At 42.4% G+C, this 21,981-nt stretch carries 19 protein-coding genes; 13 read left to right on the forward strand and 6 right to left on the reverse strand.

Going from position 1 to position 21,981, the window contains the following annotated elements; translation table 11 throughout:
* Positions 1-12: 12 nt before the first annotated feature.
* Positions 13-2,952, forward strand: a complete 2,940-nt coding sequence (locus VXP95_RS07060; RefSeq protein ID WP_416681099.1) for an insulinase family protein — start codon at positions 13-15, stop codon at positions 2,950-2,952.
* Between the two features lie 21 nt (positions 2,953-2,973).
* Entirely contained in the window at positions 2,974-4,113 is a 1,140-nt protein-coding gene (locus VXP95_RS07065) for a phospholipase A (RefSeq protein WP_064096090.1), read from the forward strand.
* Positions 4,114-4,182: 69 nt separating this feature from the next.
* Here the strand turns inward: VXP95_RS07065 and VXP95_RS07070 are convergent, their stop codons facing one another.
* The 4 genes from VXP95_RS07070 to ilvA form a co-directional block, all read right to left on the reverse strand.
* The gene (locus VXP95_RS07070; protein ID WP_064096091.1) at positions 4,183-5,523 is read right to left on the reverse strand and encodes a TrkH family potassium uptake protein; all 1,341 of its coding nucleotides are present in this window, start codon (positions 5,521-5,523) and stop codon (positions 4,183-4,185) included.
* Positions 5,520-6,176 (reverse strand): potassium channel family protein, encoded by a 657-nt coding sequence (locus tag VXP95_RS07075; protein WP_416711754.1) that lies wholly within the window; start codon positions 6,174-6,176, stop codon positions 5,520-5,522. The genes VXP95_RS07070 and VXP95_RS07075 overlap by 4 nt, the downstream gene beginning before the upstream one ends.
* A 109-nt stretch (positions 6,177-6,285) precedes the next feature.
* On the reverse strand, positions 6,286-6,753 hold the full coding sequence (locus VXP95_RS07080; protein ID WP_416705414.1) for a hypothetical protein: 468 nt from the start codon (positions 6,751-6,753) through the stop codon (positions 6,286-6,288).
* A gap of 152 nt (positions 6,754-6,905) precedes the next feature.
* Positions 6,906-8,444 (reverse strand): threonine ammonia-lyase, biosynthetic, encoded by a 1,539-nt coding sequence (gene ilvA / locus VXP95_RS07085; protein ID WP_144725380.1) that lies wholly within the window; start codon positions 8,442-8,444, stop codon positions 6,906-6,908.
* Between the two features lie 104 nt (positions 8,445-8,548).
* Between ilvA and rpiA the strand changes: the two genes are divergently transcribed.
* The 10 genes from rpiA (at position 8,549) to VXP95_RS07135 (ending at position 18,674) form a co-directional block, all read left to right on the forward strand.
* On the forward strand, positions 8,549-9,220 hold the full coding sequence (gene rpiA, locus VXP95_RS07090) for a ribose-5-phosphate isomerase RpiA (protein ID WP_064096095.1): 672 nt from the start codon (positions 8,549-8,551) through the stop codon (positions 9,218-9,220).
* Positions 9,221-9,460: 240 nt separating this feature from the next.
* Positions 9,461-10,144, forward strand: a complete 684-nt coding sequence (locus VXP95_RS07095; protein ID WP_416711755.1) for a M48 family metallopeptidase — start codon at positions 9,461-9,463, stop codon at positions 10,142-10,144.
* A 178-nt stretch (positions 10,145-10,322) separates the two neighbouring features.
* Positions 10,323-11,315 (forward strand): aliphatic sulfonate ABC transporter substrate-binding protein, encoded by a 993-nt coding sequence (locus VXP95_RS07100; protein ID WP_191731168.1) that lies wholly within the window; start codon positions 10,323-10,325, stop codon positions 11,313-11,315.
* 73 nt (positions 11,316-11,388) lie between these two features.
* Complete coding sequence (locus tag VXP95_RS07105) at positions 11,389-12,981, forward strand: rhodanese-like domain-containing protein (protein ID WP_416711756.1); 1,593 nt, start codon at positions 11,389-11,391, stop codon at positions 12,979-12,981.
* 252 nt (positions 12,982-13,233) lie between these two features.
* Positions 13,234-13,503 carry a hypothetical protein gene (locus tag VXP95_RS07110; protein WP_416711757.1) on the forward strand — a complete coding sequence of 90 codons (270 nt, stop codon included), beginning with the start codon at positions 13,234-13,236 and terminating at the stop codon, positions 13,501-13,503.
* A 122-nt stretch (positions 13,504-13,625) separates the two neighbouring features.
* Positions 13,626-14,681: an N-acetyl-gamma-glutamyl-phosphate reductase gene (gene argC, locus VXP95_RS07115; protein ID WP_416711761.1), complete on the forward strand. Its 1,056-nt coding sequence runs from the start codon at positions 13,626-13,628 to the stop codon at positions 14,679-14,681.
* Positions 14,682-14,757: 76 nt separating this feature from the next.
* On the forward strand, positions 14,758-15,507 hold the full coding sequence (locus tag VXP95_RS07120) for a DUF6776 family protein (RefSeq protein WP_416680042.1): 750 nt from the start codon (positions 14,758-14,760) through the stop codon (positions 15,505-15,507).
* A gap of 18 nt (positions 15,508-15,525) precedes the next feature.
* Positions 15,526-15,939 (forward strand): ATP-dependent Clp protease adapter ClpS, encoded by a 414-nt coding sequence (clpS, locus tag VXP95_RS07125; RefSeq protein WP_064102072.1) that lies wholly within the window; start codon positions 15,526-15,528, stop codon positions 15,937-15,939.
* A gap of 9 nt (positions 15,940-15,948) precedes the next feature.
* Positions 15,949-18,225: an ATP-dependent Clp protease ATP-binding subunit ClpA gene (clpA, locus tag VXP95_RS07130; protein WP_064096102.1), complete on the forward strand. Its 2,277-nt coding sequence runs from the start codon at positions 15,949-15,951 to the stop codon at positions 18,223-18,225.
* A gap of 95 nt (positions 18,226-18,320) precedes the next feature.
* Positions 18,321-18,674, forward strand: coding sequence for a YnfA family protein (locus VXP95_RS07135; RefSeq protein ID WP_064102073.1), 354 nt, complete (start codon positions 18,321-18,323; stop codon positions 18,672-18,674).
* Between the two features lie 108 nt (positions 18,675-18,782).
* On the opposite strand, the gene VXP95_RS07140 is transcribed toward VXP95_RS07135, so the two are convergent.
* Entirely contained in the window at positions 18,783-19,259 is a 477-nt protein-coding gene (locus VXP95_RS07140) for a hypothetical protein (protein ID WP_064102169.1), read from the reverse strand.
* 347 nt (positions 19,260-19,606) lie between these two features.
* Here VXP95_RS07140 and VXP95_RS07145 point away from each other — a divergent pair, with 347 nt between their 5' ends.
* Positions 19,607-20,899, forward strand: a complete 1,293-nt coding sequence (locus VXP95_RS07145; protein WP_191731166.1) for an MFS transporter — start codon at positions 19,607-19,609, stop codon at positions 20,897-20,899.
* Between the two features lie 56 nt (positions 20,900-20,955).
* On the opposite strand, the gene argF is transcribed toward VXP95_RS07145, so the two are convergent.
* A complete protein-coding gene (argF, locus tag VXP95_RS07150) occupies positions 20,956-21,876 on the reverse strand; it encodes an ornithine carbamoyltransferase (protein ID WP_191731165.1) in 921 nt (306 codons plus the stop codon).
* Between the last annotated feature and the right edge of the window lie 105 nt (positions 21,877-21,981).

Below are 21,981 nucleotides of genomic sequence, written 5' to 3' on the forward strand. Positions count from 1 at the left end.
TTAGGAGATCGCATGACTGTAGATGTCACTGAAACCATTTCTCAAACTGTACATCCTGCGTTTCAGTTGGTACGTCAACAACATGTTGAAGCTTTAGACATTTTCGTGTCTGAATATAAACATAAAGTGACTGGCGCCACACATTATCACCTGGCGACCAATCACGATGAAAATGTCTTTCTGGTCGCATTTCGTACCCAGCCGATGGACTCTAAAGGCGAAGCGCATATTCTGGAACATACCGCGTTATGCGGTTCAGAAAAATTCCCGGTGCGCGATCCATTCTTTCTGATGATTCGCCGTTCACTGAACACCTTTATGAATGCCTTTACTGCGGCGGATTGGACTGCATATCCATTTGCGACCCAAAACAGCAAGGACTTCCAGAATCTGCTCGAAGTGTATATGGATGCCGCATTCGCTGCCAACCTGAATCCACTGGATTTTGCTCAGGAAGGTATTCGTATTGAGCTGGAAAATGGCGAGCCTGTCTATAAAGGCGTGGTCTTTAATGAAATGAAAGGTGCGATGAGTTCGCCTTCAGATCAGCTTTATCACACGCTTGCGCATCATTTATTCCCAAACACGACTTATCACTATAATTCGGGCGGTGATCCTAAAGATATTCCTGATCTAACTTACCAGGAGTTAGTTGATTTCTATAAGTCACATTACCATCCTAGTAATGCAGTATTCATGACTTTTGGCAATAAAACCGCATTCGAACTGCAAGAGCAGTTTGAAAATCTGGCATTGTCTAAATTTGAAAAAGGTCAGACGCTCTATCCAACACCTGAAACCCGCCTGACTGCACCATTGACGGTTACCGACAGCTATGCGGTTGATGCCGAAGACCTACAGGACAAGACCTATCATGTGCTGTCTTGGTTATTGCCGGAAGCCAGTGATATTAAACTGCGTTTAGGTATGCGTTTAGTCGAAGGAATTCTACTCGAAGATTCTGCATCACCACTACGTCATTATCTGGAAACTTGTGGTTATGCAGATGCAACAGGTCCATTTATGGGCGTGGATGATTCTAACTTTGAAATGACTTTCTACTGTGCGGTGCAAGGTTCAAATCCTGAACATGCAGAAGAATTTAAAAATGGTGTATTCAAGGTTCTAGAAGAGGTAGCGTCTAAACCGGTTGATCAGAACATGGTCGATGCGATTCTGCATCAAATCGAATTGCATCAGCGTGAAATCAATGGTGATGGTACGCCGTATGGTTTAAGCCTGATTCTGAGCGGTCTGGGCAGCGCGATTCATCATCGTGATCCGGTCGAAGTTTGGGATGTGGACTCTGCCATTGCTGCAGTCAAAGAAGAACTGCAAGATCCAATGTGGTTATCCAATTTGATCAAAGAGCATCTGCTGGATAACCCACATCGTGTCCAATTGACACTGGTTCCGGATGCGACCAAATCTGCCAAAGAAGCAGCGGATGAAAAAGCACGTCTGGCTGAAATTGGCAAGAATCTGACTGAAGAGCAAAAAGCTGAAATTATTGCACAGACTGAGGCATTAAATGTGCGTCAGGATACACCAGATGACTTGAACTTATTGCCGAAAGTCGGTCTGGAAGATGTGCCTGCGGAATTACAGATTGTGCAAGGTCAGTTACGCGAGATTATCTGTAACCACGTCGATACGCCATTGAACCTGTATCATGCCGGAACTAATGGTATTTATTATCAACAGGTTCTGGTTAATATTCCGGATGAAGTGGTGCAGTCGCCTTACTTTAATCTGCTTTCAATCCTGATGGGTGAAGTCGGTGCGGGTGAGTATGATTATCTTGAGTTCCAGCAACTGCAAACAGCGGTAAGCGGTGGTCTGGGCATGGGCGCGTCTTTGCGTTCGAAAGTGGATGACAAAAACAAGATTACTGCTTGGCTAACCCTGACCACTAAATCTTTGGTGAATCATCTCGATGCGATCCGTCTGTTGAAGATTGGTTTTGAACAGCTCCGTTTTGATGAAAAAGACCGTATTATCGAGCTGCTACAACAGCGTAAAACGCGCTGGCAGTCACGTATTTCCGGTTCTGGACATAGTTATGCGATGCAGACCGCTTCACGTCAGCATAGTGCATTGGCTTTGCGTGATTATCATAATACCGGTCTGGGTGCATTGAACTGGCTGATCGAACTGGTGTCTAAGATCGAAAAAGATCCGGCTGAATATGATCTGCTGATTGATGAATTAAAACGGATTCATCGGGTCTTGTTGCAAGCACCAAAGCAATTCCTGCTAGTGTGTGAAGAACCACAATCTGAGCATCTAATCGAAGAAATCCAGAATGTCTGGGACAAACTTGCGGTTGATCCAGCACCGGTTGCACTGACTCAAGTCGAAAAACTGACCCATGATCAGCACGAAGCTTGGTTGATTCAAGCCAATGTCCAGTTCTGTGCGGCTGCTTATCCGGCAGTTGAAGTCTCACACCCTGATGCTGCTGCATTGATGGTACTGGCGGGTTATTTACGTAATGGTTTCCTGCACAGCGCCATTCGTGAAAAAGGTGGTGCCTATGGTGGTGGTGCGAGCTATGACGGCAATGCCTGTTCGTTCCGTTTCTATAGCTATCGTGACCCACGTCTAGCAGAAACTTTCCAGGATTTTGATGCCAGTATCCAGTGGTTACTCAATGCACCACAACAGCCACACCAGTTGGAAGAAGCCATTCTGGGTCTGATTGCCAGCATGGATAAACCGGGTTCACCGGCAGGCGAAGCCATTACTGCATGTTATGCCTATCTGCATCAACGCACACCAGCGTTCCGTAAAAAGCTTCGGGAACGTTTGTTGCATGTCACGCTGGATGACTTGAAGCGTGTTGCACAGACCTATCTGGTCGAGCAGCAGGCAACCAAGGCTGTGGTCGCACCGGTAGCAAAGCGTGAAATGCTTGAGCAGCTTGGTTTTGTGATTCAACAAGTTCTATAAATAAAAAAATGAGGATAAGGAATGGCGCTTAATTCAATTAAGCGCTCAACTCTACAGCTGAGCGTTTTGCTTGGCTGTACTGTTGGGACGCAAGTGAATGCGGAAGAAACAGTAGTTAACAGCCCCATGCCGGCAACGGCCGAAGCCTGTGCCGCACTAGAAAGTAGTGCAGAGCGTCTGGCTTGCTATGATGCTTTATTTAAAATTCCGGTAACCGATAAGCCTGAAATCGTTTCTGAGCGTCGTGCTGCGGTAGAACTTGCACCTGAACCCGATAATTTGAAAGAAAAAATTGGGAAAACTGTCTCCAATATTTATGTCTCTGAAGGATCAAAGCTGACGCCGAATCTGTCTTTGCTGGATAGTCGCTGGGAACTCTCTCCGGAAAGTAAACTTGGTACCTGGAACATTCGTTCCTATCAACCGGTGTATTTGATGCCAGGTTTCTGGACATCGAAAAAAAATGAATTCCCTCAAAGTGAAAACCCGAACAATACAGAGACAGAGAAACAAAATCTCACTTCAACTGAAGCGAAGTTTCAATTGTCTTTAAAGACCAAGGCAGTTGAAAATATCTTGGGAAATAATGGTGATCTCTGGCTCGGTTATACCCAGTCTTCGCGTTGGCAGGTGTATAACTCGGAAGAATCACGTCCATTTCGTGAAACCAATTATGAACCAGAAGCCAGTTTTGTTTTGCGTACCAATTATGACCTGTTAGGTCTGAACTGGCGCATGTTAGGCCTGACTTTCAACCATCAGTCCAATGGCCGCTCTGATCCGCTATCGCGCAGTTGGAACCGGGTGATGCTGAATTTTGGTTTTGAAAAAGACAATTTTGCCCTGATGGTTCGTCCTTGGTATCGCTTTGAAGAGAAACGTGAAGACGATAACAATCCCGAGATCAAAAACTATATCGGACGCGGAGACATGACTGCATTTTATCGATATAACGAGCATGATTTTTCATTAATGCTGCGTCATACTTTAAAAGGTGGAGATGATAACCGTGGTGCAGTACAGTTTGACTGGTCATTCCCGATTAGTGGACGTTTGCGAGGTCAATTCCAGCTTTTTGACGGCTATGGCGAAAGTCTGATTGATTATAATCACCGTGCCACTTATGTGGGACTAGGAATTTCCCTGATGAACTGGTTCTAAGATTCCAGGTTTAATCATCTTGAGATTAAAAAAAACCATGCTGCGGCATGGTTTTTTTTATAGCTAATTTTAGCCAATCTGGATTTCTGAAGGAGGATGTTTTATGCGGCTCTTTTTCGGAGTTGCAATGAAATAAGCAAGTGTCAGTGGCCCTAGTCGACCTGCAAACATCAATAACATCAGAATGATTAAACTGGCTGGTTGTAATTCTTCAGTCACACCTCGAGACAAGCCGACGGTACATGCCGCCGAAACAGCCTCAAACAGCAGGTCCAGAAAATCAAGATCAGGTTCCAGAATTAATAGACTCATAAAGCCCATTATGATGAGTGCAGCAGTAATGCACACCACCGCCAAGGCTTTAAATGTGGTTTTCTCCGGAATAGAGTGATTAAACACCCGGATTTCATCTTCGCGTCTTAAAAAACTGATGACACTTATTACCACAATAATAAACGTTCCGACCTTGATGCCGCCTGCAGTACTTAAGGAGCCGCCCCCGATAAACATGAGCAGCATGGTAACGAGACTGGATGCATCGCTCATTTGTTCCATTGGCAAGCTATTAAAACCCGAAGAGCGGGGAACCGTAGCATGGAACCAGGCATTTACGGCCTGATCGCCTAAACTCATCAGGCCCAAAGTTTGCGGATTAGAGGCCTCTAATAGCCAGAGTACGATAAACGCACTTAAGTTAAGACCCAGAATAGTAGAGAGGATCAGCTTGCTGTTAGTACTTAACTTGCGCCAGCGCTTGTTTTTTTTAACATCCATCAACACCAAAAAGCCAATACCCCCAATGATATACAACATGCTGATAGTAAAAGTAATTAAATACTGGCCGGAAAAACTCATCAAGCTGTTGGGGAAGAGTGAAAATCCACCATTATTAAAAGCTGAAACGCTATAAAAGGCTGCATAAAATAATGCATCGCTGAACTGATATTCTTTGAGCCACGCCAAAGTCAGAATCAGCGTACCGATTGCTTCAAAAAACAGTGAATATAAAAACACGGCTTTAATGGTAAAACTGACTTTTTTCAGACTCGTTTGCCCGATAGATTCCTGAGCCATGACTTGCTGCTTCAATCCCATTTTTGGAGCCAGACTCATTACTGCTAGAATGGCGAAAGTCATAAAACCCAAACCACCGCATTGCAACAAAAACATAATGACGATCTGCCCAAATACCGTATAGGCTTCACCGACATTCACTACCGATAGTCCGGTGATGGTGACTGCTGAAGTTGCGGTAAAAATAGCTTCCAGCCAGCTGATTTCTCCCTGATGTGCAATGGGCAGCATTAATAGCAGCGAACCGATCAGAATCAATCCGAGAAATCCTAAAGCCAGTAAGCTTGGAGGGCTGAGATTAATCGTCCGGTGTTCCTTTAAGTTAGAACTTTTCATAGATGTCTAAAGTATTTAGAAAGGTGGCGCAAAGGCTCTAATAATCCTTCAACCACAAGAATATCGCCTTTCTGAAGAACCTGATTGGCATCTACGTGATATTGCAGGGTAGACCCGCGCTTATGTAATAAAGTAGTAATTTCAGGCCCATGCTTCATCAATTGATTCAATGGCATACCATGCTGTTCAGTATGAATTTCAATTTTGACAATATAGTGATCATCCTCAAGAGCCATATAGCGACTGACCATCGGATAGCTTAATGACTGGGCCACCCGAACTCCCATATCTTCTTCAGGGTGAATGATTTTTTCAACATTGAGATGGGTCAGAATCATGTGATGGGATTTTGATTTCGCTTTCGCCCATATTTTCTTGACGCCCATATTTTTTAAATGCAATACACACAGGATACTGGCTTCAATATCCTCTCCAATTGCCACCACAGCAGCATCACAGCGCTGAATATTTAGCTCGTCAAGTACATGTTCATCGGTTGCATCGGCAATCACGGCATGGGTTAGCTGATCAGAAATGTTTTCTACATATTTTTTATTCAGATCGATCCCGATCACTTCATGATTCAGGCTGATCAGCTGTGTGGCCACTGTGGCACCGAAACTGCCAAGCCCGATGACTGCAAATAATACCATGGATTGTCCTTCGTTATCTTTATGTCATGCGTTATATTCGCTATGGTAATAAGAAGGCGATTCTTCAGCTATAGTCTTTAGGTAAAAATAGTACAAATCTTTGAAGTATTTACGCTTCTTTCATATGAAGTACAGATTGAAAATTTGGACAGTCAGACATAACCTGACGATGTGTATATAAGGTTCCATAACTGTTTTGGATGATGTATTCGAATTCATGACGATCATCTTTCATGATATTGAGTGTGGCTTGGCGTTTGTGTTGAGGATAATTTTTTAGATCGTCGATTGAGGCACAAGAAAAGCTTTTCACAAAAGCTGAAATTTCAGGATCTAATTTCACTTCTTTATAATGATCTAGAAAAATATAAACAACGAATTTGGGATACTGGTTGAGTATTTCTGAATGTGCCTCTATACCTGCGATGTTGCTGAGATTATTTGCGGTCGCATTACTGGGAATATTTTTCATACTTGTTCGAACACGATCTTCTTCTTGATTTAATTTGTATGCTGGATAGCCGTATAAATAGACAAATAAAGTAGTAAGTAAAATAATAATAAAAGTGATATTCATATTTTAAGACTCTGTTTTTGTAGTTATTTTTGATTATAGCAAGATTGAAAATTAATGGATAATTGGTGTTTTCATTGATGATGCACTTTTAAATCTACATAAAATATTATCCTAAAAAAACCGCCTCAAAAGGCGGCTTATATTTGGAAGAATTACTTCAAGAAACGTTGATAACCGAGATTATTAGTAATTTCCTGATAAGGATAGGTAATGGTTTCGAGAGTTTCGATCAAACCGTCCGGATTTTGTTGTGCATCGGTCGCTTCAAGACCCACCAGAACACGTCCTTCAGCAGCGCCGTGGTTACGGTAGTGGAACAGGGTAATGTTATGGGTTGGACCAAGACGTTCCAGGAACATCAGTAAAGCACCAGGACGCTCCGGGAATTCCACGCGGAACAGACGTTCATTTTCAATATCGGCATGACCGCCGATCAGGTAACGGATATGCAGTTTGGCCACTTCATCATCAGAGAGATCGTCAACGTCATACTGGAACTTTAAGGCTTCATAAATTTCCTGACGTTCTTTCTCGCCATTTTTCAGACTGATGCCGACAAATACCTGCGCAGCAGAAGCATCGCTGGCACGGTAGTTAAATTCAGTAATATTACGACCTTGCAAGGCACGGCAGAAACTCAGGAATGAACCTTTCTGTTCCGGAATGGTCACGGCAAAGATTGCTTCTTTACGCTCGCCCAGTTCGGTACGTTCCGCGATATAACGTAAACGGTCGAAGTTCATGTTGGCGCCGCAGACAATCGACACCATGTTTTTCCCTTCGATGCTATGTTCAGTCACGTATTTTTTGATGCCGGCCAGTGCCATTGCACCTGATGGCTCTACGATACTACGGCACTCGTCATAGGTATCTTTAATGGCAGCACAGATTTCATCAGTATTCACCAGCACCACCTCGGGTTCCACGATTGGGCCAGAATTGTCCGATTTTTGCAGACGGATTACATCAAATGGTTTTTCACCAATTTGGGCTACCGCTGTCCCATCAGCAAATAATCCAACAGATGGAAGAATTACGCGCTCATTGGCTTCAAATGCAGCTTTTAAACAGGCAGACTCATCATATTCCACGGGAATAACTTTGACGTGTGGTGCGACATCACCTAAGTAAGCTGCGACACCTGCGATCAGGCCGCCACCGCCAACTGCAACAAACACGTAGTCCACATCACGCCATTGACGCAGAATTTCATTGGCAATCGTACCTTGGCCTGCAATCACCAGTTCATCGTCATAGGGCGGAATAAAGGTCATGCCATCTTCTTGGGCACGTTGAATCGCATATTTATTGGCAACATCAAATGAATCGCCATGTAAAACTACTTCGCCACCGAGACGTTTAACTGCCTGTACTTTGATATCAGGTGTGGTTTTAGGCATCACAATAATCGCGCGTATACCTAGCTTTTTCCCTGAAAGTGCCACGCCTTGTGCATGGTTGCCTGCTGAAGCAGTGATAACGCCACGTTCCATTTGCGATTTCGGTAATTGACTAATACGGTTATAAGCACCGCGTAGCTTGAATGAAAAAACCGGTTGTAAATCTTCACGTTTAAAGCGGATGTTATTATTGAGTCGTTCGCTAATTCGTGGCGCTGCTTCGAGTGGGGTTTCGATTGCAACATCATAGACCGTTGCTTGTAAAATTTGTCGAACCAAACGAGACAGCATGTTAATTTTCCATCTAACAGTTTAAAATAGGGGCTTATTGTAACAAACCAGACAGCTTTGCGGTTCGAAAATACTGCAAAAGTCCAAAATAGTTGAGTGAAGCCATGAGTCTATATGCAACCCAAGATGAGAAAAAGCAAGCTGCAGCCAAAGCGGCTTTAAAACACTTGCCAAAAGGGGGTATTTTAGGCGTAGGTACAGGTAGCACTGTGAACTTTTTAATTGAGCTTTTACCTGAGCTGCAATTGGAAGCTGCGGTAGCCAGTTCGGAAGCGACAGCACAGCGCCTGAAAAAGCTCGGCATTGAAGTTGTTGATATGAACAGCGTGGGTGGTCTAGATGCCTATGTCGATGGTGCGGACGAAATTGACCGTCATATGCATATGATCAAAGGTGGTGGCGCAGCACTGACTCGCGAAAAAATTGTTGCCTCTATCGCGAAAAAATTCGTGTGTATCGTAGATGATTCAAAATGGGTAGGGCAATTAGGCCGTGAATTCCCGCTTCCGGTAGAAGTGATTCCGATGGCACGTTCTGCAGTAGCGCGTAAACTGGTCGCTTTAGGTGGAGATCCTGCGTATCGTGAAGGTGTGGTAACTGATAACGGTAACGTGATTTTAGATGTTTATAACCTGAATATCCTGAATGCACTTGAGCTTGAAAAAACCATCAATGATATTCCTGGGGTAGTGTGTAACGGTATCTTTGCGATCAACAAAGCAGATATCGCAATTGTCGCGACTGATAACGGAATTGAAGAGCGTACAGCGGTTTAAGATTTGATGAACTTCTTTCATGCCTTAAGTTTTCTCCTTCCTAGGAGAAAATGTAAAAGAGGTGGTAGAAAATGACAGAAGTGAGTTTGTCGTAAATAAATCTACCCAAACTCTGAGTAAAAGTTCTGCTTTAACTTTTATGCAAGAAAAGCTCGTTATTACATATTTTTATAAAGGCTTTTCTCCCTCCTTTAACAAAGGAGGGTTGGGGAGGATTAAAAAAATGATTAAATATAAAAAATGACCTTATCCGACTTACCCGAAATTCAAATCACCCGAAATGTCCGTTCAACCCGGCTGCGTTTGCGTGTCGATGCGAGCCAGATCCGCCTTACCGCTCCAGTTTTTTGCAGCAAAAAACAAATACGGCATTTTATTGAGCAATCTGAAAGCTGGCTGATTAAAACCTGGCAATCCCAGCAAGAAAAAATCGAAAATATTGACCGGACGCTACCGAGTGAGCTGCGGTTATTCAATCTAAAAGAACCTGTACAAATTTCTTATCAAAGCCAGAAGAACAACTTCATTTTTGATCATAAAAATTTACAGCTTTGGATCAGTGACCGACATCCTGAAGAATATTTAAAGGCTTTTGTGATTGCCTATGCAAAAGAACAGCTTCCTTCATATTTAAAGCTTGTCTCGCAGCAATGTGATTTGCCATTCAGTAATTGCAATATTCGGCAGCCCAAAACCCGATGGGGTAGCTGCTCTGCCAGGTATGACATTATGTTGAATAGCGCGCTGGTATTGTTTCCTGAAAATATCACGCGTTATGTTGCTATACATGAACTGGCGCATACTAAACATTTTGATCATAGCCCACGCTTCTGGACAGAAGTGGCGAAGCATGATCCAGAATTTAAAATTCATCGTCAATTGTTAAAAACTACACCTTTACCGTATTGGTGGCATCAAATTTAATCTAATTCTAATTTTTAGATATTTATTTGAGATAAAAATATGATGGATGTTTGAACAATTTCTGCATCCCTTATGAGAATAGATTATTTTTAAATCATATATCACTTTTCTAGAATGCCTTCAATTTAAACAGATCGCATTGGTTTTTTCACTGCGGTTATTGGATGGGGAAACCGCGATGGTTTATTCTAGATTTTTATGTGTTTTCTCTTTAATTTTTAGCGTACTTTTAAGCGCTTGTAGCAAGCCTGATAATGCACAATCTTCACCAGAAGCAGATGATGCGGTTTATAAAGCCGAGAATGTACGTATCGGCTATCAACGTTCATCTACTTTAATGACTTTACTTAAAGAGTCTGGTGAACTTGAGAAAAAACTGGCTGAAAAAAATGTCAAAGTCAGCTGGCACGAATTTACCAGTGGTCAACCGCTGTTAGAAGCGCTTAATGTAGGAAGTGTAGATGTGACTGCAGATGTGGCAGATACGGTTCCTGTATTCGCACAGGCGGCTCAAGCAAAACTCACTTATTATGCAAAAGAAACTGCATCTCCAAATGCACAAGCAATTTTAATTCCGAAAAACTCAAAAATTCAAACTATTGCAGATTTAAAAGGCAAGAAAATTGCGGTAACTAAAGCTGCTGGTAGCCATTATTTGCTCATCGCAGCCTTAAACCAAGCAGGTTTAAGTTTTAAAGACATTACGCCAGCGTGGTTAAGTCCGGCAGATGGCCGTGCAGCATTTGAACATGGCGGTGTAGATGCATGGGTGACATGGGAGCCGTATGTTTCAAGTGGTACAGTACTTCAGAATGCAAAAGTTTTGGCATCAGGTGAAGGTCATGCTAATTATATTCGTTACTACTTGACTGCTCAGAAATTTGCACAGGAAAATCCGGCGATTCTCAATACCATCATTCAAACACTTGAAGAAAAAGCAGCTTGGGTGAAGGCAAACCCTGAGGATGCAGCAAAAATTTTGGCGCCATTATGGGGTAACTTGCCTACAGACGTTGTACTTCAAGCCAATGCTAATCGTAGCTATAACGTGCAAAACGTTATTGCAGAAGATATGGCGGAACAGCAACAGATTTCTGATGCATTTTTTAATGAAAAGCTAATTCCACACACCATCGATGCAAAAGCATCCGACATTTTTAAAGCGAAATAAACTTTTAGAAGTCTCAATTCATATTGAGACTTCTAATATTTAATAAAATAGCCTAAGCAAATCTGAGTCATTTATGTCAAATATTCCAGCATTAAATGCTGTTCAAATCCGAGAAATTTTACTGGCGGGTAAAGAAATCGCTATTGTCGATTTACGTGAGGAGCACATTTATGCTCAAGCACATCCTTTGTTTGCCACCAATATTTCCCTATCACGTTTAGAAGTAGAAATCTTAAATCGTGTTCCACGCTTAGAAACGACAGTCGTTCTTTATGATGATAATGATGGTCGGGTTGAACGCGCAGCAGAAAAATTAGCACAGTATGGTTACACCCAGGTTTATGTCCTGGTAGGCGGAGTCAGAGCCTGGCAGCAGGAGGGTGGTGAGTTATTTATTGATGTGAACTCTGCGAGTAAAGCATTTGGTGAATGGGTAGAGCACTTTAAACATACGCCGTCTCTAAGTGCAGAAGATGTACAGGCTAAAATCGATGCGAATGATAATATTATTATCCTAGATGCACGTCGTTTCGATGAATATCAGACTATGAGTATCCCAACCGGGAGAAGCGTACCGGGTGCTGAACTGGTTTTACGTGCACCAGCCTTGGTCAAAAATGAAAATACCACGATTCTTGTAAATTGCGCTGGACGAACCCGGAGTATTATTGGCACCCAGTCTTTAATCAATGCCAAAATCCCACATCCTGTTTATGCATTGCGGAATGGGACTATTGGCTGGACGTTAGCAGGCCAGAACTTAGAGCACGGTCAGCAACGCTCGTATAAAGATCAAATTGCTCCAATATCAGAGCAACAGGTTTTTAGTGCTAAAGAACTGGCAGAAAAAGCCCATGTCAAAACCATTACCCTAGAACAACTACAGGAATTTAAAACAGAGACGACGCGTACGACGTATATTTTTGATGTACGTGATGAAGAGGAATATATACAGGGACATTTACCTGAATCACGATGGGTTGCGGGTGGTCAACTGGTACAGGAAACCGATCATACTGCTGCAGTACGGGGTGCACGAATTGTCTTAATTGATCACCTTTTGGTGAGAGCATATATGACGGCATCTTGGTTGGGGCAGATGAACTGGGAGGTGTATGTACTAGAGACCGATTTTAATCAGGTCCTCACAGAACAGGGCGTTTGGAAATCGAAACTGCCAAATGTGCATTTAGCCCAGACTATTTCGGCTAAAGACTTAAATCACTTCGCGAAAGAGGATATTGCTATTTGGGATGTCTCCACCTTTGCAAACTATAAGCAAGGCCATTTACCCGGTGCACAATGGTTATTAAAAGCTGACGCGATTCAAAAGATTCAGGAGCCCGAATTTCAATCCAAAAAAGTGATTGTGCTGACCTGTGGCGCGGCAATTTTGGCGCAATATGCTGCTGAGGAAATTGCACCGTATTTAGCTCAAGAACAAAAAATATGGGTACTCGATGGCGGCAACACGGGCTGGCAACAAGCAGGATTTGAATTAATTTCTGATGATATTCGAGCCTTATCCCCACAAATTGACCGTTATAAGCGGCCGTATGAAGGAACTGACAACGCTTTGGAAGTGATGCAGGCATATTTAGATTGGGAATACGGTTTGGTCGATCAATTAAAGAAAGATGCAACCCATGGTTTTTTTGTTGTCTAATGTATCAAGTCAAATAAAACCGCACATGCGGTTTTATTTTTTAATTAAAATAGCCTAAGCATTTTAGTGCAGTTTATTGTTAGCCTTTTAAATTTTAGGTTAAACTCCAAAGATAACAAAAACAATATCAGATTCTAATATGAACCGCTTACTGACAAGTATTTTAATTTTTATGCTATCCATTCCTGCACTTTTCTTTTATGTGCTTTTTCTTATGAGTATTTTTAATCCAAGTCTGCCCATTGTGTATCCATGGCCATACAGGTTATTCATGTTGGCGGGGATGGTAGCCTGGGGTGTACTTTTTTATATGAGCATTTTATGGGTGAAGCATCTGTAGATCTCTCAATGGATTTCAGCACTGGGAACTTTGCTAGCGATTATAGGCTTAATTCCATTTATTATTCGATTAGACGCTATCGTATTGTTGGCATTGCCGGCATTTTTATTTACGATTTATCTATGCTATTGCAGCTGGTCAACAGCAAAAGCAGACTAAACACTAATAAATACCAATTTTAATGCAAATTTTATATGGACCTTTTGAAAGCCTATAAAAAACCAGCAAACCCCAGCAAAATGGTTTAGAAAAGCATAACTTCCTGTCATACTAGCCTTATAAAAGGCAACATTTATTTGAGGTAATCATCGTGATTTCAGTGGGTATTGTGGGTGGTACAGGTTATACAGGCGTTGAACTTTTGCGTCTTTTACTGCGACATCCAGATGTAAATGTAACAGCACTGACATCACGTACTGAAGCAGGCCGTCGTGTAGATGACATGTTTCCAAGTTTGCGTGGACATACTGATCTGCAATTTTCTGATCTCAGTCTTGAGCTATTAAAATCATGCGATGTGGTTTTCTTTGCAACTCCGCATGGTGTCGCCATGAAACATGCTGAAGAGCTGGTTGCGGCAAATACCAAAGTGATCGACTTGGCAGCAGATTTCCGTTTACAAGATCTTGAACAGTTTGAAAAATGGTATGGCATGCAACATGCATGTCCAGAACTGTTAAAAGATTCTGTATACGGTTTATCTGAGCTAAATCGTGAAGAAATTAAAAAGGCCAGTGTCATCGGGAATCCAGGGTGTTATCCAACCACAGTTCAGTTGGGTCTGGCGCCAGTCTTAAAAGCGACTAAAGCATTGGTGAAACCTGAAAGCATTATTATTGATGCCAAATCTGGTGTATCAGGTGCAGGTCGTAAAGCTAGTCTGGGCATGATTTATTCTGAAAATGCCGATAACTTTAAAGCCTATGGTGTAGCGGGTCATCGCCATCATCCTGAAATTGTCGAAGCGCTGGAAAATATTTCAGGTCAGAAAGATGTGTTTGATCATATTTTATTTGTACCGCATTTGGTGCCAATGATCCGTGGTATGTTGTCGACCATCTATATCGATTTAACTGAAGCAGGTCAACAAGCTGATCTTCAATCACTGTATGAAACATTCTATGCCAATGAACAGTTTGTCGATGTAATGCCAGCAGGCAGTTCTCCTGAAACTCGTTCAGTGCGTGGAGCGAATCAGTTGCGTATTGCCCTGTATAAGCCGCAACCCGCTAAACTGGTCATTCTGGTTGCACAAGACAATCTGGTCAAGGGTGCAGCAGGCCAGGCCGTGCAGAACATGAACCTGATATTCGGTTTTGCCGAAGATGCTGGCTTAAATAATATTGGTTTATTACCATAAAAAACGTATTAGAACTTCACACACATTTAGATTTGCATTTAAATGTGTGTCTTGTATAAAGCAAACAGAGATCAAAATGCCGAATAATGAGTCAAACATGACGATCGCTCAGGAACCCGATACAAAGAAATCATGGATGAAAGGCAACACACCATTAGTAACCGGTGCTGCTGTTCTGATTCTTGGGAGTGGTCTACTGGGCTATACCGTCGGGCATCGGCAAGGTTTGACTGCGGTTGGTTTTGATGCAGATGCGGAACAACTGGTTGAAGTGGTACAAAAACAGAAAGCCAGTCTGGAAACATTGAACAAAAACTTGAATACTGCGGTTCAGGAACGTGATCTGGCGGTCAGCAATGCTAATGATCTATATTTGGCCATGACCAAGGCACGTGATGAACAGACTCAGGCTGAAAGCGTGGGAACCATTTATCGCGAGGTTTTGCGTCAGCGTGGTGGTTTGGCATTGGCAGTTCAAAATCTATCAATCAAACCTTTACCCGAAAATGCCTTTGAATATCAGATTGATCTGGTGCAGGTGAGTCCAAGTAAAAGCCGTGCTTCAGGTAGCGTAGAATTGCGCCTGATTAAAGGCACTGAAATTCTGGTCGTGCCATTAGAGGATAAAAACTTCAATTTTGAAAATTATGAGCGACTCACAGGCCGCTGGACCATGCCTAAAGGCTTTAAGCCTGAATTTATTGAAGTGCGTCTTACTGGTGCCAAACCTGTAATTCGTCGTTTTAGTTGGGAACAGGGCAAAGCAGTTGAAAATCAGGCTGCCTCCTTGTCAGAAATTCCGAAAACCGAAGCAAATGCAAATTAAGTGTGAAATATAAATCTTATGCCAAGCAATAAACGTCAAATGTGTTTAAGTGATATTAAAAACTCTTTTAATGAGTCTGGAATTGTTGATTGGCATATCAGCCCACGTTTAGCAAATGAACCCTCTGAAGAAGGTGATTCTGACTTGGCTGTACAGACTGCGCCGCCAGAATTGAAACGCCCTCCATTGTATGCTGTCGTTTTATTAAATGATGACTACACCCCGATGGAGTTTGTAATTGAAATTTTACAACAATACTTTGCAATGAATCTTGACCAAGCTACACAAGTAATGCTAACTGTACATTATGAAGGAAAGGGTGTAGCTGGGGTCTATCCTCGAGACATTGCGGAGACCAAAGCGAACCAAGTCAATAATTATGCTCGATCACAAGGTCATCCGTTACTTTGCCAAATAGAGCCTAAAGATTAAGGGGGTTACATGCTCAGTCGTCAATTAGAAGTATCACTACGTTTGGCTGTCAGCATGGCTCGTCAAAAGAGACATGAGTTCCTGACCGTAGAACATTTATTGTTGGCCTTGCTCGACAATGATTCCGCCGTAAATGCACTGAAAGCATGTGGCGCGGATATTATCGTGCTGCGTAAGGAATTAGAAGAGTACGTAGAACAACATACCCCTAAACTTGGTGAAAATAGTGACCAGGCACCACACCCGACAGAAAGTTTTGACCGGATCTTGCAACGCGCGATTTTTCACGTGCAATCAAGCGGCGGTGATCGTACTGTAGAGGGTGCCGATATTCTGGTAGCCATGTATTCTGAGCGTGATTCATTTGCGGTCTATCTGCTGAAACGCCATCAGATTAACCGATTGACGCTAACCCAGTACCTGTCGCATGGTACGCGTAAAGAAGACGTGCAATCTGAAGAAGAGATTGAGGACCTAGATGGCGAATCCACATCTTCAGCGAGTTCAGGCCCACTTGAGCTTTATACGACTAACCTGAATGTGGAAGCCCAAAAAGGCAAGACCGATCCACTGATTGGTCGTGAAAAAGAAATCGAGCGTGCCGCGCAAATCCTTTGCCGCCGTCGTAAAAACAACCCGCTGCTTGTTGGTGATCCGGGAGTTGGTAAAACCTCGATTGCTGAAGGTCTGGCCTGGTTGATTGTTAATGGTAAAGCGCCAAAACCCTTGGAAAATGCTGAAATCTTCAGCCTGGATATTGGTGCTTTGGTAGCAGGAACCAAATACCGTGGTGATTTTGAAAAACGCTTGAAACAGCTTTTAAATGCGTTGAAAAAGAAACCAGAAGCAGTGCTGTTTATTGATGAAATTCACATGATTATTGGTGCAGGTTCGAGCATGGGCAGCACCATGGACGCATCGAATCTGATCAAACCGGCGCTGGCAAATGGTTCTTTACGTTGCATTGGCTCAACCACTTTCCAGGAATATCGCCAGGTCTTTGAGAAAGATCATGCTTTATCACGCCGTTTCCAGAAAATTGATGTGAATGAACCCTCTATTTCAGAAACCATTGATATCCTACGTGGTCTGAAATCGAAATTTGAAGATTTCCATCATGTGGAGTATGACGATCAAGCGCTGGTATCTGCAGTAGAGCTATCTGCAAAATTTATTAACGACCGCTTCCTGCCAGATAAAGCGATTGATGTGATTGATGAAGCCGGTGCACAGCGCCGTCTGAAAGCGGAGCAAGATGACAGTTTAATTACGGTAGAAAATATTGAAGACATCGTTTCTAAAATTGCGCGTATTCCACCAAAAACGGTCTCTAAAGATGACAAGAGTGTGCTGGAAAATCTTGAGCGAGATCTGAAACGTGTGGTGTTTGGACAGGATGAAGCTATTGAGGCCTTGGCATCTGCAATTAAGTTGTCACGTGCCGGTTTGAAGTCTCCAGATAAGCCTGTAGGTAGTTTTGTCTTTGCGGGTCCTACAGGTGTTGGTAAAACCGAAGTGACCAAGCAGCTCGCGAAACAGATGGGTGTGGAACTGGTTCGTTTTGATATGTCGGAATACATGGAACGCCATGCAGTGTCCCGTCTGATCGGCGCACCTCCGGGCTATGTCGGTTTTGATCAGGGTGGCTTGCTCACCGATGCGATTCACAAAAATCCGCACTGTGTATTACTTCTTGATGAAATCGAAAAAGCACATCCAGATGTATTTAACCTGTTATTGCAGATCATGGACCATGGTTCATTGACCGATAATAACGGGCGTAAATCTGACTTCCGCAACGTGGTCTTGGTACTGACCACCAATATTGGTGCTGAGAGTATTTCTCGTGCCAGCATCGGTTTCATGGAACAAGACAATAGTAACGATAATCAGGAAGCGATGAAGAAAGCCTTCTCGCCGGAATTCCGTAACCGTCTTGATGGCGTGATCCAGTTCAAGGCATTACCAAGCAGCATTATTGAAAATGTTGTAGATAAATTCCTGACAGAACTCCAGGCACAACTGGATGATAAAAAAGTCATGCTCGAAGTGGATCAGAGCGCACGTGAATGGATGGCTGAACATGGCTATGACCGTTTGATGGGTGCACGTCCAATGCAGCGTCTGATTCAGGAACACCTGAAAAAACCGTTGGCTGAAATGATCCTGTTTGGTGAGCTGGCTGAAAATGGTGGTAATGTTGCGGTGTCTGTTAAGAAAGAAAATGGTAAGGCAGTCGGCTTAAAACTTGAAGTTTTTGAAGACCAGACAGCTGAACCAGCCTAATTGATGGAAAAGATTAAACCCGTGCTTGCACGGGTTTTTTCATGCATTCATATTTTAAAGCATTACATTCTTTCATCTAGTTCAAAAGATAAATTATGGATATTCAAATTACCAAGTTGTTCACGACATTTTTCCTGTTTTTGGTCACAGCATTGATGGAAATTTTAGGCTGTTATTTTCCTTATCTAATTTTAAATCAGGGAAAAAGCCATTGGTTGTGGATTCCGACAGCTCTGGCTTTAGCGATCTTTGTCTGGCTATTAACCTTACATCCGGCTGCTTCGGGAAGGATCTATGCAGCATATGGTGGTATTTATATTTTTTCTGCCCTGATGTGGTTGCGCTTCATTGATCAAGTGACGCTGTCACGTTGGGATCTGCTTGGCGGTATGGTGGTCATACTGGGCGCATTAATTATTATTTTGCAACCACAAGGCTTGGTACGTTAATCGGAGTACACCTCGATAAAAAAGTTCATCAAAAAAGGCAGCCAAAGCTACCTTTTTTGTTTTCTAAATTCTGTAATCGAATCACCCGAAATTTCTTATATATTTAGACTATTTCAATTTGCAATCTTTCTGGGAAATAGCAGTCTTATAAGTTTGCGTTTGCGAGTTCAATGTAAGTTCAACCTTGTAAGGATTTTCAATCTGATAACGATGTTCAAAGAAAATTTCACAATTATTGAGCAGATTATTACGAATTACTTTCATCACCTCTTTGCGCCCGAGGTCTTTTTCAAACTGGCTGAAGTCGGGTGTGGTAATCATTCCTTTTAGCGTGGTTTTATTAGCGCTTAGCTGCAATTGTTCAATCACTGTATTCTGGTCAATTTGCAGAGGCAAGGTTCTGGAATCTTCTGCGCTCAGTACTGTCAGCAATTCATTCAGTTCAGCTTTTTTCTTAATTTTAAAGCTACTGTCGAGAATCCCTTTTTTATGAAGATATTGATCAAATTCGGAAGCATTTACATTTGTTGTGAGTAGACCGAGACCAAGTCCTAAAACGCTGAGTAGCTTAATATTATATTTCATATGAATCACAGAAATTACGTTAACTTTATGAGAAAAATAGAAACATGCCATGAATAGAAACAACACACAACTTTAATTTCATAGCGAATACTTAAGCGCTAAGTTTTAGTAACAATATTTGCCTATGAGTATTAGAATTTTCATATTTCAGCTTCAAAAAACTCATCAAAAATTACACTTATTATTTTGTCTGACTATTCAGCAAAGCTTATATTTATAAAAAATCTACAATAAAAAGTAATAGCTCTAGCTTGGGTTTCTGGAGAAGGGGAAACAGTTAGTAGGAAGATATATGCCTAATACCTATAAATTTTGAACCTGAATAATTAAAATAAGGATGTCGTATTTTGAACCAAACTTATACTAGACAAGAAAAAATTAGTCGAATTAAAGGTGTTGTTGGAGCAGCTTCTGGTAACCTGGTCGAATGGTTTGATTTCTACATTTATGCTGTATTTGCAGTGTATTTTACCCATGCATTAACCGCTCCTGGAATGGAAAGTTCTGCCCAGGCGATTTACGTTTGGGGAGTATTTGCAGCCAGCTTTTTCATGCGTCCCATTGGTAGTTGGTTATTTGGGCGTATTGCGGATAAATATGGCCGCAAGAAGTCGATGGTTATTTCAATCTGTTTGATGGCATTGAGCTCTTTCCTGTTTGCGGCTTTACCTACCTATGAACAAGTCGGAATGATAGCTCCTTTTCTGTTGCTACTTGTACGTCTGCTACAGGGCTTGTCTGTAGGGGGGGAATATGGTGCAGTCGCAACTTATATGAGTGAACTCGGCCTCAAGGGTCAACGTGGATTCTTTTCTTCTTTTCAATATGTAACCTTAACTGGTGGTCAACTCTTGGCAAGCTTGTTGGGCGTCATTTTCTTGAATATGATGACGGAACAGCAGTTACAAGATGGAGGTTGGCGTATTCCTTTTGTTATAGGTGGCGTGGCTGCACTTGCTTCTTTACTGGCACGTAGCCGGCTTGAAGAAACTTTATCGCATGAAGATAGTGAAAAGCAGGAATCCGGCACACTTAAAGAGCTATTTAAAAATCACTGGAAAACCTTTTTGCTGGTCGTTGGTTTGACTTCAGCAGGTTCTTTGAGTTTCTATGTGATCACGGTTTACTCAAAAACTTATCTGACCAATATTGGGATTGATGCCAAAACCGTAGGACTGATTATGACAGCGTCTATCTTTATTCTCATGATAGCACAACCCTTTTTTGGCATGCTGTCCGACCGTATTGGACGAAGAAACTCAATGCTACTGTTTAGCAGTCTGATGGCTATTGCGATTTATCCCGTCATGGTGCTCGGTATGCGTGCCTTCAGCAGCTCTCCCATGATTGTAGCGCTTCTGCTGATCTTTCTAATGATGATACTTAGTTTCTATACCTCTATTAGCGGTATTGTAAAAGCAGAATTGTTTCCACCTTATGTGCGTGCGCTTGGGGTGGGCTTTTCCTATGCTGTTGGGAATGCGGTCTTTGGTGGCTCCGCACCCTCTGTCGCACTACAGTTTAAGGCAGCAGGAATAGAAAACAGTTTCTTTGTCTATGTGATCGTGATTTTGATTATATGTTTCTTCTGCAGCTGGCAACTTCCTAAAGAAGCTCAATATCTAAAAGATGATCTTTAGGAAGTGGAAAATCAAAAAAGCACCTCGGGAGGTGCTTTTTCATAGTTTATAAATTATCAGTCTTTTTTCAGGTTTTCATTGAGCAGAAACTCAACCAGCGCTTTTTGTGCATGCAGACGATTTTCAGCTTCATCCCAAACCACAGCATTTTTATGGTCAAGCAGATTTTCTGAAATTTCTTCACCACGATGCGCTGGCAGACAGTGCATGAACAGACAGTCTGGATGCGCAAGATCCATCAAGCGTTCATTGACTTGGTAGTCTGCAAATGCTTTTTCACGGATTTTCTGTTCTTCTTCCTGACCCATGCTGGCCCAAACGTCAGTCACGATCAGATCGGCATTCACGGCTGCATCTTCAGCAGTATCTACCAGCTCGACACAATGCGCGAATTCAGACAGGAACTGTTGCTGCGGTTCATAACCTTTCGGTGCAGCCACTTTCAGCTTAAAGCCCCACATGTGTGCTGCTTCAATATAAGAATTACACATGTTATTGCCGTCACCAATCCAGGCCACAGTTTTACCTTCGATTGAACCGCGATGTTCCAGGTAAGTCTGCATGTCGGCAAGCAGCTGGCAAGGGTGGTGATCATCAGTCAGCGCATTGATCACTGGAACTTTAGAATAGGATGCAAAACGTTCAACGATATCATGACCAAAAGTACGGATCATCACGATATCCAGCATACTTGAAATCACGCGTGCAGAATCTTCAATCGGTTCACCACGGCCTAACTGGGTATCGCGTGAAGAAAGAAAAATTGCGCTACCGCCAAATTGGCTCATGCCAGCTTCAAACGAAACACGCGTACGGGTACTGGATTTCTCAAAAATCATGCCCATCACTTTACCAACAAATGGTTGGAATACTTCATTGTTATGCTGTTTGCGCTTAAGCTCAATTGCGCGTTGTAAAATCTGGTTAAGTTCTAAAGTTGATAAATCGCGTAAGGTGAGAAAGTGACGGAGAGCCATTCGTTACTCCACAATAATTGCCGAAAAACTCGATCAACAATCAGTTGTTGGTTAGTTTAAGAAAAAATACGGAATCGGCTAATATACTATAAGCAGTCAAAAATG

The organism is Acinetobacter sp. 226, from assembly GCF_048147925.1.
Taxonomy (GTDB): Bacteria; Pseudomonadota; Gammaproteobacteria; order Pseudomonadales; family Moraxellaceae; genus Acinetobacter; species Acinetobacter pecorum.